Here is a 10,544-nt window from a genome sequence, read left to right on the forward strand (position 1 = left end):
CCTACTTTTACCACCAACCATGCCCTGAGGGTTTGGCTTTCCAGCTTTTTAGACATTAGACAACATGACATCACCAAAGAATAATGAGACCACCAACACAACTACTTCAGGGAGGTTTCCATGTCACACGTCGGCGCCGCCATTGCCGAATCCCTCGCCGCGCACAACGTCACCCGCGCATTCCTCGTGCCCGGCGAAAGCTTCCTTCCCGTGCTCGACGGCCTCTACGATTCCCCTGTGAAGGCCATCGTCACCCGGCACGAAGGCGGTGCCACCTACATGGCTGAAGCCCACGGCAAAGCCACCGGCCAGCCGGGCGTCGCCATGGTCACCCGCGGCCCCGGGGCGGCCAACGCCTACGTGGGCATCCACACCGCTTGGCAGGACGCCACCCCGCTCGTCCTCTTCGTGGGTCTCATCCCCACCTCCGACCGCGACCGCGAGTCCTTCCAGGAATTCGACCCTAAGGCCTGGTTCGGCACCCAGGCCAAGCAGGTCTTTGTCCTCGATGATCCAGAGCGCGCCTCCCGCGTTGTGGCCGAGGCATTCTTCCAAGCCCAGCAGGGTCGCCCCGGTCCCGTCATCGTGGGCCTGCCGGAGGATGTTCTCCACCAGGAGTTCACCGGTAGCATCCACCCACCCATCCCGGTATCGGAGGGCGCGCTTTCCGACGATCACCTGGACCTCCTCTCCCACGAGCTGAGCCACGCAGAGCGTCCACTCATTTTTGCCGGCGGTCCGCGCTGGACCCCGGAGGCCGCAGAGAGGATCACTCGCTTCGCCGAAGAGCACCGCATCCCGATCGTTCAAGACTTCCGCGCCGCTGACCGCGTGCCTTTCGACTCCCCCGCCAACGCCGGCTGGCTCGGATATGGCCGTGATCCGCGCGCAGCGCAGCTACTCGAGGACGCCTCCCTGGTCATCGAGGTAGGAGCTGTGCTGGGTGACGTCCCCACCGACGGCTACACCCTGCGCCAGTCTCCGCAGGCACGCAACATCGCGATCAATCCTGATACCAGCCTGCGCGGGCACTCGGTGGCGCTGCTAGAACACATCGTGGCAAGCCCCGTGGCCTTCGCTAACACGCTGGGCCGCCTAAACGTCGAGGGCAAGGATAAGCGCGGCGAGTGGTTTGATACCGCGCACGCGAACCACCTCGACTTCGCCACCCTCCCCGAGCCAGCGAACTACCGCCCCGGAAAAGACGGCACCGCCCACATGGAGGCCATCCTCGCAGCACTCCACGAGCAGCTGCCGCAGGATCCCATCTACACCTTCGGCGCCGGCAACCACTGCATCTGGGCCCAGCAGTTCCTGCGCTCGCAGGTCTACCCCTCCCAGTTCAGCGTGCGCAACGGCTCGATGGGCTACTCCATCCCGGCCGCGGTAGCCACCAAACTGCAGTTCCCGGAGCGCACTGTGGTCACCATTGCTGGCGACGGCGAATACCTCATGAACGGCCAAGAGCTGGCCACCGCGCTGCAGTACGGCGCGCCCTTCCTCATCATCGTCATGTCCAATGGCGAGTTCGGAACCATCCGCGATCACCAGAAGAAACACTTCCCTGCTCGCGTCTCCGGCACGCAGCTTATAAACCCGGATTTCGCGGCCGTCGCCCGCGGCTTCGGCGCGCATGGCGAGCTCGTCACCGATGACTCGCAGGCACAAGAGGCTGTAGCCCGGGCCTTGCGCGCCATCACCGAGGACGGCGTACCGGCGCTCATCAACGTCATCACCGACCAGGACCACTCCCTGCCCATCGAATAGAGGAGGCTCACCATGAGCTCTGCCAATACTCCACCAACACCATCCACGCCGCCCACCACTGATCTGAAGGAGGGCGTGCACAGTGTGGGCGAGGGGGACGCTGCCAAGCAGCGCCCCGCCGCCTCCACCGCATCGTGGATCATTACGCTCTTCGGCACCGCGGTGGGTGCGGGCATCCTCTTCCTTCCGCTCAATGCGGGCGGTTTCGGTTTCTGGCCGCTCGTCTTCGCTACGGTCTTCATCCTTCCGCTGGTGTATTTTTCACACCGCACCTATGCACGCATCGTTGCGGGCGCGCCCAAGGAGGACCATGGCAAGGACATCCTCGAGCTGGTTTCGCAGTACCTGGGCAAAGGCCAAGGAATTGGCTTCGCGGTGCTGTACTGGATCACGGTCTTTTCCACCGTCCTGATCTACGGTGTCTCCATTACCAACGCGGTGGATAGTTTCATCGTCAACCAGCTTGGCGGGCCCTCCATCGACCGCTGGCTACTCGCCACCATCTGCGTCGGAATCATGACCGGCGGTTTCGCCATCGGCCGCAAACCCATGATTTGGCTGGCCCAAGTGCTGGTCTACCCGCTGATTATCGCCCTGGCTATCACCTCCGTCTACCTCATTCCGCGCTGGGACCTGCACAGCTTCATCCATTTCGACGATGGTGCCGATGGCTGGGGCCAAATGCTCAAGGGCATCTTCCTCATCCTTCCGGTACTGGTCTTCTCCTTCTCCCACATGGCGGCGCTTTCGCAGTTTGCCATCGACATGCAGCCGCAGTACGGCGAGAAGACCGAGAAGCGCGTCTCCCGCACGGAGTTCTACACCGCCATCCTGCTCGTCGTCTTCACCATGTTCTTCGTGTGGTCCTGCGTCCTCGCACTTGGCGCCGACGGCATGAATGAGGCACTCGAGCAAAACATTCCGGTGCTCTCCTACTTCGCTAACGTCACGGGCACTCCGTTCATGGCCTACATGGCCCCCATCGTGGTCATCTGCGCCATCGTTTCCTCCTACTTCGGCCACATGCTCGGTACCGAAGAGGGAACGGAATACCTGCTGAAGAACGCCGCGCCACAGCTGGCGGAAAAGGTCTCACACCGCACGCTGCTCAACATCATCTATGTCATCGTCTTCGTGTGCACCACGCTAGTTGCCATCTTTAACCCCTCCATTATTTCGATGATTTCCGTGGTCTCCGGTGTCTTCGTGGCGTTCATCGTCTATCTGGTTCCGGTGTACATGTTCAAGAAACTGGACGTGTACAAGCAATTCCGCAATGACCCGTGGAACTACTTCGTCTTCGGCATGGGCCTGCTGATCATGGCCGTGACCATCTGGGACATGATTTAGAAAGGACGTGATTATGCTCCGTAGTGATCTCTCAAGCTTCCCCGAGTACAAGGTGGGCAAGGATTTCCCCAATGCCCTGAAACTTTCCTCCAACGAGGTCCCCTTCCCTCCCGCCGAGGACATCATTGCCGCGGTTGCCGACGCCGCCCGCACCACCAACCGCTACCAACAGCCCGGCAGCTTGGAGCTCACCAATGCCTTGTGCAATTACTTAGATGTTCCGGCGGATAATATCTTCGTCTCTGCGGGTTCCACGCCCATCCTGCAGGCCACCATCTTGGCCTCCTGCCACACCGGCGATGAGGTCATCGTGCCCTGGCGCAGCTTCGAGGCCTATCCCCTGTACGTGCGCATGGCCGGAGCGGAACCAATTCTGGTCCCGCTCACGAAGGATTACCGCGTCGATCTGGAGGCAGTGCTCGATGCACTGACAGACAAGACCAAGCTCATCATCCTGTGCAATCCCAATAACCCGACGGGCACCGTCATCACGCGCGGTGAATTCCGCACTTTCATGGAACGGGTGCCCCAAGACGTCGTCGTACTGCTCGATGAGGCCTATTGGGAGTACAACGACGCCTCCGATACCCCGGATTCGGTGGAGGAATACCAGCGCTATCCCAACCTGCTCGGCGTGCGCACCTTCTCCAAGGCGTGGGGTTTGGCTGGCATGCGCGTGGGCTACGCGGTGGCGGGCGAAGAAATCATCAATGCGCTGCGGCTACTCTCCCTACCGCTGACGGTGACCGCCATGGCAGAAACTGCCGCGGTGGAGGTGCTCAAACGCCACGACGAGCTTGACGACGCCGTCGAGATCACCAAAGCACAACGCGACCGCGTCTGCGCGGAACTGGGAGCCGAGAAGTCCTACGGCAACTTCGTCTGGCTGCCGCGCCCAGATGCCGAAGAGGTGGAAAAGAAGATGCTTGATGAAGGCGTGGTCATCCGCCGCTACCTCGATGAGGGCGTGCGCGTGTCTATCACGGACGAAGCCGAGACCACCCAGTTCTTGGAGGCCTGGCGCCGCGCAGGGATTCAGCCTTGGAGAAACTAACCAATTTTCTCCTCTGGAAGGTCCGCAAGGAGAGCTTCAAGGCCCAAGCGGAACGGCTCATCTGCATAAGGGTTGCTTTCCTCCGCGCCTTTCTCGGCAGAGGCAGCCGGCAAGAAAGCACCGCGCGCATCGGCTAGTGCCGGTGCGCGAGCTTCGCTATCCATTGGTAGATCAAAAATGTCCTCGGGGGCGTGGACATCGTAGGCGCTGCCGTAGATGAAGGATTCCAGCGCCACAATGCGGGGCATAATGGCCGAATTCGGCAAGCCTGTTTGTTTTAGGACTCGGGCTAGCACCTCGTACATCTCTACTGTGCGGGGCGCTCCGGAAATGGGGGTCAACGCAATAATCCGTACCAGCGGGACATGCCGTGCGCAGACGTCACGGTAGGACGTCGCCCAGCTAACTAGAGCATCACGGGGTGAAATCTTCGGGTCACTCTCAAGCGCGGCATACAAGGAACCACACTCCACCTGCTCCATAACCGCGTCTTCGATGAGCGCGAGCAAGTCCTCCTTCCCCGAAAGGTGGTTATACAGGGCACTGGTTCCCACATTCAATTTGCGTGCAATACGAGCCATTGTGAGCTTTTCATAGCCATCCTCCCCCACAATGGTTAGCGCAGCTTTAGCAATTTTTTCACGAGTGACCAGCGCTTTATGGGGCCGTCCTTTGGGGCGATGAGAACTCACAGCGTTTAAACCTTGTCTTGCGTTACGTTCCTTCTGTACAGTGATACGAGACACAAAATGAATGTTGTTCATTTTGCCGTATCTACCCTTCTATCGTCCCATAGGAACGGAGACACCTTCATGACTTCCCCCGTTAATTCCGACAAGGCCGTTATCGAGCGCGATGTCGTTGTCATTGGCGCTGGCCCCGCCGGACTCATGGCTGCCCACACCCTCAAGAAAAAGGGCTTGAGCGTAGCCGTCCTCGAGGCTCGCGAGCGCGTCGGCGGCCGAACCTGGAACGGGAAGGTTAAGGATGCGCAGGGTGTCGAGCACTTCGTCGAGTTAGGCGGCCAATGGATCTCCCCTGACCAGACCCGCCTCATCGAGCTCGTCGACGAACTTGGACTTGAGACCTTCTCCCGGTACCGCGAAGGTAAATCAATCTATGTTTCCCCGGATGGCACCCGCCACGAGTACGAGGGCACCGTATTCCCCGCTGATGAGAAGACCATTGCTGAAATGGATCGTCTCATCAAGATCATGGATGAGCTTGCGGCAGAGATGGACCCGGCAAACCCTTGGTCCCACCCGCGCGCTAAAGAGCTGGATTCCATCTCGTTCCGTTCCTGGCTCGAGCAACTCTCCGATGACACCGAGGCCATCGACAACGTTTCGATTTATGTGGCGTCCGGCATGCTGACCAAGCCTTCCTACACGTTCTCCACTCTTCAAGCAGTGCTCATGGCTTGTTCCGCAGGCTCCTTCAGCAACCTTGTGGATGAGGACTTTATTCTAGATAAGCGCGTCGTCGGCGGTATGCAGTCCGTCTCCTTAACGCTTGCCAAGGGCTTGGGCGACGATGTCCACCTCGGCACACCTGTGCGCGAGCTTCACTGGGCGGAGCCGGATGCATCTACCGCGGACGAACTCAACAACATCAAGGCAGATGTTCGCAACGGTGTCGCGGGAAATGGCGAGGCCGGAAACGTTACCGCCATTTCGGAGAAAGTCACTGTAAAGGCCCGTTTCGCTGTACTGGCTGTTCCGCCAAACCTGTACAACCGCATCTCCTTCGTCCCGCCGATGCCGCGCGACCAGCAGATTGCGCACCAGCACATCTCCATGGGACTGGTTATCAAGGTCCATGCCATCTACGACACCCCGTTCTGGCGCGAAGAAGGACTCTCCGGCACCGGCTTCGGTGGCGGCCGCCTCGTTCAGGAGGTTTACGACAACACCAATTACGGCAAGAATTTTGCCGAATCGACCGCAGACAAAGAAGACACCTACGGCACCCTCGTGGGCTTTGTCTCCGACGTTTATGCAGAGGAGATGTGGCACCTGCCGGCTGAAGAGCGCAAAGAACGCATTCTCGACGCCATGGCAGATTACCTTGGGCCCAAGACCAAGGAGCCCATCGCTTTCTACCTGTCCGATATGGCAGCCGAGGAATGGACCCGTGGCGCCTACGCTACCTCCTACGACCTTGGTGGACTCTCGCGTTGGGGACACCTTCAAAATCAGCCGACTGGCCCTATTTACTACGCATGTTCCGACATCGCCGCCGAAGGCTACCAGCACGTCGACGGCGCCGTTCGCCAAGGCGAAATCGCTGCACTAGCTATTGCTGAAAAAGCTGCAAAGGCTTAAATCATGGCACCCTCAAATTTCCCTCGCCGAAGCACCAGCGGTTGCATCATCGTTGGCTATGTTGCCACCGACTTCGGCAAAGACGCTTTGCGCTTAGGAATTGCGCTCGCCAAAGAGCGCAACGTGCGTCTCGAACTCGTCATGGTTGCCCCCGCACATAATTCCTTCTCTGGCGTTTACCCACATGACCGCGGTTATGACTCTATCCTCGAGGAGCAAATCGCAGGGTGGCTGGAGGAGGCTCTTGCAGAGGTTCCTGAAGAGATCACTGCCACCGCGCGCATCGTGACGGGGGACTCCGAGGCTGCTGCTCTATGCGAAACTGCCGAGGCGCTGGGGGCTGACCTGCTCGTCGTTGGTGCTCGGCAGGGCGGCCTGTTCGGCCGTTTCCAGATGGGCTCTGCGGTTAACGCGCTACTGCACTCTGCCCCTGTTCCCGTTGCGCTTGCACCACGGGGATACTCTCACCCAGGCCCTATCACTCGAGTCACGACGTTTTTTGGCCCTCGACGAGGCACTTCTGATGTCATCGCGATTGGTCTTGACCGTGCACGTCGTCGAGAAATTCCCCTGCGCCTCGTTTCTCTCGTCCTTAGCGGGGAGTCTGAAATGCAAGGTCTTGGAACCGACGTACCTAGCGCGCTCAATGCTTATGCCAACCGCAAGCTTGCAGACTCCGCTCAGCACATGCTTGATGCTGGGCACGCCACCACCGAAGTGGCATCGGGCAAAGACGTCAGTACGGCTTTAGAGAAACTCAGCTGGCAAGATGGCGAAATCGCCGTCGTAGGTTCATCCCGCTTGGCCGTTCCGGGACGACTGTTCCTGGGCTCGACAGCGTCGCGAATGCTCCGTTTGATCCCGGTCCCCATGATTGTTGTTCCTGCCGGATATATGCAGGCAGGAGAGGAAAACAATCTGTTATCGAAAGGCGGTGACAACACATGACCACCACTACCCCCTCACCGTCCGTCACTTCCCCATCCGGCGGAGTAACGTCCGGTAAAGGCCTTGCTACAGGTCGCGTCGGGCTGCTAGGCGCAGTAGTTATCGGCGTTAGCTGCATCGCCCCGACCTACACACTGACCTCTGGTATTGGTCCGACGATTTCCGCCGTTGGTCAATATGTCCCAGCAGTACTTCTACTGGGTTTTATCCCAATGCTGCTTGTGGCTTTTGCTTATCGAGAGCTCAACAACGCAGTCCCTGACTCCGGTACCTCCTTCACATGGGCTACCAAAGCCTTTGGCCCATGGGCTGGTTGGATGGGTGGCTGGGGGCTTATCACCGCCACGATATTGGTCCTGTCGAACCTGGCGGCCGTAGCAGTAGACTTCTTCTATCTGCTGCTCGGTCAGCTCTTCAATAATCCGGCTATCAGCGAACTAACTCGAAACCTGTGGGTCAATATCCCCACCACCTTCGTCTTCATCGCTATCGCAGGGTACATCTCCTACCGTGGCCTTGACTCGACCCAAAAGCTACAGTACATACTCGTCGCGATCCAGATTCTTGCCATCGTGCTGTTCGATGTCGTCGCAATCCACAATGCGTATAACAACGGCGGATTCGATTTCACACCAATTTCACTCGAGTGGTTCAACCCAGCCGGGATCGGAAGCTTCTCCCTCATCGCTGCAGGCATCTCATTGTCTATCTTCATGTTCTGGGGATGGGACGTAACCCTGACGATGAATGAAGAAACGAAGAATCCCGAGAAAACACCTGGTCGTGCGGCTACTATCACAGTGCTCATCATCATCGCGCTGTATGTCCTCACCGCACTGGCGGTCATCTCCTGGGCCGGTACCGGCGACACTGGTCTGGGTGCTGGCAACCCAGATAACCAAGAGTCAATCTTTGCAGCACTCTCAGAACCTGTCCTGGGCAAAGCCTCGATCCTCATCTACATCGCGGTCCTATCGTCCTCATTCGCCTCGCTGCAGTCCACGATGGTTGGTCCTGCTCGTACCTTGCTTGCGATGGGCTACTACCGCGCATTGCCGCCAGCATTCGCCAAGATCAGTCCGCGCTTCCGTTCACCCTCAACAGCCACCATCGTTTCAGCAGCGGCGGCAGCTGTGTTCTACGCAGTCACCCGCCTTATTTCAGAAAACGCATTGTGGGACACTATCGCTACCATGGGCCTCATGGTCTGTTTCTACTACGGAATCACGGCCGTGGCCTGCATCTGGTATTTCCGAACCGAACTGTTTAGCTCGATGCATAACATTGTGTTCAAGTTCCTCTTCCCCACTGTGGGCGGCGGTTTCTTGCTCATGATGTTCTTCATTACCGCATTCGATTCCATGGATCCGTCCTACGGTTCTGGGTCTGAAATCGGTGGTATCGGCATGGTCTTTATCTTGAGCGTCGCCGTTCTAGGACTCGGCGTCTTCCTCATGTTGTTCACCCGCTTTGCCCACCCAGGATTCTTCAAGGGCGAAACCCTCACGCGAATTTCCTCGCGCGACGACGACCAGCAACCGCTGGTCTAACTACACACGAGAAAAGGAGTAATCAATGTCCAACACCTATCGCGTACAGAACCCCGTAACCAATGAGGTAGTCGAAACCTTCGATACCGCTACCGATGCTGAGATCGAAGCAGCACTGGCAAAGTCCGCCGCGGCTTACAAAGAATGGTCTGCACGCCCCATTTCTGAGCGCGCGGAAATCATGACCCGCGTCAGCGAGCTCTTCGAGGAGCGCAAGGAAGAACTAGCCCAGATTGCCGGCGAGGAGATGGGCAAGTTCCACTCCGAGGGCATCGAGGAGGCTGAGTTCTCTTCCGCCATTATCAAGTACTACGCCGATAACGGCGCTGACTTCACCAAGGACCAAGAGATCCCGACTGCCTCCAACGGCACTGCAGTCATCCGCCGCCTGCCTATCGGCCCGCTGCTCGGCATCATGCCGTGGAATTTCCCCTACTATCAGATCGCTCGCTTTGTAGGCCCCAACCTGATGCTGGGTAACACCATCATTCTCAAGGATGCAGAGATTTGTCCGCGCTCGGCTCTCGCTGTTCAGAAGATCATGGATGATGCCGGCGTCCCAGAGGGTGTGTACAACAACGTCTTTGCCTCGCACGACCAGATTTCCACCATCATCGCGGACTCCCGCATCCAGGGCGTCTCACTCACCGGTTCTGAGCGCGCAGGTTCTATCATCGGCGCGCAAGCCGGCGAAAACCTTAAGAAAGCAGTTCTTGAGCTCGGTGGCTCCGACCCGTACGTCCTGCTCGACACTGACGACGTTACGGCAGCTGCGGAACTGGCATGGGGCACGCGTATGTACAACACCGGCCAGGCCTGCAACTCGAACAAGCGCATGATTGTCATGGAGGACATCTACGACGAGTTCGTTGCTGAGCTCGAGCGCCTCGCAAACGCGGCCGTAAAGTCCACTCCAGACAACCAGTCAGAAGGCGCATACTCTGCGTTGTCCTCCCGCGAAGCGGCTGAAAAGCTGCGCGACCAGTTGGACCGCGCTGTTGCGGCCGGCGCTAACTTGCGTGCTGGTGGCGAGCTCTCTGAGGAAGGTGCTTATGTCTCTCCTGCTGTAATCACCGATATCCCAGTTGGCTCCGACATCTACTACGAGGAGTTCTTCGGTCCAGTCGCAACCGTCTACAAGGTCAGCAGTGACGAGGAAGCCCTCGACTTGGCGAACAACACCCAATACGGACTCGGCGGCACCGTGTTCTCCCAGGACACTGAAAGGGCCGCTGCCATTTCCCGACGCCTCGAGTGCGGCATGGCCAATGTGAACACGCCTGCGGGCGAGGGCGAGGAAATGCCTTTCGGTGGTGTGAAGCGCTCCGGTTTCGGACGCGAGCTCGGCCCGCTGGGCATGGATGAATTCGTCAACAAACAGCTCTATTACGTAGAGAAGTAAACGAAATAGATCAGCAAAAGGATGTTGGGATTATCTATAGATAATCCCAACATCCTTTTTATTTAATAACACCCCAGCTCAAGAAAACTTGTTTGGTCCGCCCCTATTAATAGTTGCTCTACCGGCTCTTCCGGTTTCGGGGTGCGTAG

At 58.4% G+C, this 10,544-nt stretch carries 8 protein-coding genes; 7 read left to right on the forward strand and 1 reads right to left on the reverse strand.

The genetic code is table 11. The annotated features are described in order from the left end of the window. Window positions 1-120 precede the first annotated feature (120 nt). The 3 genes from HMPREF2943_RS06960 to HMPREF2943_RS06970 are packed head-to-tail and all read left to right on the forward strand — an operon-like array spanning window position 121 to window position 4,171. Window positions 121-1,767 (forward strand): thiamine pyrophosphate-dependent enzyme, encoded by a 1,647-nt coding sequence (locus tag HMPREF2943_RS06960; protein WP_070711174.1) that lies wholly within the window; start codon window positions 121-123, stop codon window positions 1,765-1,767. A gap of 12 nt (window positions 1,768-1,779) precedes the next feature. Next, window positions 1,780-3,117, forward strand: a complete 1,338-nt coding sequence (locus HMPREF2943_RS06965; protein WP_070711175.1) for an aromatic amino acid transport family protein — start codon at window positions 1,780-1,782, stop codon at window positions 3,115-3,117. A gap of 13 nt (window positions 3,118-3,130) precedes the next feature. Continuing rightward, a complete protein-coding gene (locus HMPREF2943_RS06970) occupies window positions 3,131-4,171 on the forward strand; it encodes a histidinol-phosphate transaminase (RefSeq protein WP_070711176.1) in 1,041 nt (346 codons plus the stop codon). On the opposite strand, the gene HMPREF2943_RS06975 is transcribed toward HMPREF2943_RS06970, so the two are convergent. Further along, on the reverse strand, window positions 4,168-4,935 hold the full coding sequence (locus tag HMPREF2943_RS06975) for a TetR/AcrR family transcriptional regulator (protein WP_246817288.1): 768 nt from the start codon (window positions 4,933-4,935) through the stop codon (window positions 4,168-4,170). The genes HMPREF2943_RS06970 and HMPREF2943_RS06975 overlap by 4 nt on opposite strands. A 48-nt stretch (window positions 4,936-4,983) precedes the next feature. Here HMPREF2943_RS06975 and HMPREF2943_RS06980 point away from each other — a divergent pair, with 48 nt between their 5' ends. Genes HMPREF2943_RS06980 through HMPREF2943_RS06995 form a run of 4 tightly spaced genes read left to right on the forward strand, consistent with a single transcriptional unit; the run spans window position 4,984 to window position 10,395 of the window. Then, window positions 4,984-6,495, forward strand: coding sequence for a flavin monoamine oxidase family protein (locus HMPREF2943_RS06980; RefSeq protein ID WP_070711177.1), 1,512 nt, complete (start codon window positions 4,984-4,986; stop codon window positions 6,493-6,495). Window positions 6,496-6,498: 3 nt separating this feature from the next. Then, window positions 6,499-7,443 (forward strand): universal stress protein, encoded by a 945-nt coding sequence (locus tag HMPREF2943_RS06985; protein ID WP_070711178.1) that lies wholly within the window; start codon window positions 6,499-6,501, stop codon window positions 7,441-7,443. After that, the gene (locus tag HMPREF2943_RS06990; RefSeq protein WP_070711179.1) at window positions 7,440-8,993 is read left to right on the forward strand and encodes an APC family permease; all 1,554 of its coding nucleotides are present in this window, start codon (window positions 7,440-7,442) and stop codon (window positions 8,991-8,993) included. Before HMPREF2943_RS06985 ends, HMPREF2943_RS06990 begins: the two co-directional genes overlap by 4 nt. 25 nt (window positions 8,994-9,018) lie before the next feature. Beyond that, window positions 9,019-10,395 (forward strand): NAD-dependent succinate-semialdehyde dehydrogenase, encoded by a 1,377-nt coding sequence (locus HMPREF2943_RS06995; protein WP_070711180.1) that lies wholly within the window; start codon window positions 9,019-9,021, stop codon window positions 10,393-10,395. The last annotated feature ends 149 nt before the right edge of the window (window positions 10,396-10,544 follow it).

The sequence above is a fragment of the Corynebacterium sp. HMSC072D12 genome, assembly GCF_001813925.1.
GTDB lineage: Bacteria > Actinomycetota > Actinomycetes > Mycobacteriales > Mycobacteriaceae > Corynebacterium > Corynebacterium aurimucosum.

Bases quoted from the DNA above. Each gene is read 5' to 3' on its own strand.
- HMPREF2943_RS06960 (WP_070711174.1), top strand. From the start codon at position 121: ATGTCACACGTCGGCGCCGCCATTGCCGAATCCCTCGCCGCGCACAAC.
- HMPREF2943_RS06965 (WP_070711175.1), top strand. From the start codon at position 1,780: ATGAGCTCTGCCAATACTCCACCAACACCATCCACGCCGCCCACCACT.
- HMPREF2943_RS06970 (WP_070711176.1), top strand. From the start codon at position 3,131: ATGCTCCGTAGTGATCTCTCAAGCTTCCCCGAGTACAAGGTGGGCAAG.
- HMPREF2943_RS06975 (WP_246817288.1), bottom strand. From the start codon at position 4,935: ATGAACAACATTCATTTTGTGTCTCGTATCACTGTACAGAAGGAACGT.
- HMPREF2943_RS06980 (WP_070711177.1), top strand. From the start codon at position 4,984: ATGACTTCCCCCGTTAATTCCGACAAGGCCGTTATCGAGCGCGATGTC.
- HMPREF2943_RS06985 (WP_070711178.1), top strand. From the start codon at position 6,499: ATGGCACCCTCAAATTTCCCTCGCCGAAGCACCAGCGGTTGCATCATC.
- HMPREF2943_RS06990 (WP_070711179.1), top strand. From the start codon at position 7,440: ATGACCACCACTACCCCCTCACCGTCCGTCACTTCCCCATCCGGCGGA.
- HMPREF2943_RS06995 (WP_070711180.1), top strand. From the start codon at position 9,019: ATGTCCAACACCTATCGCGTACAGAACCCCGTAACCAATGAGGTAGTC.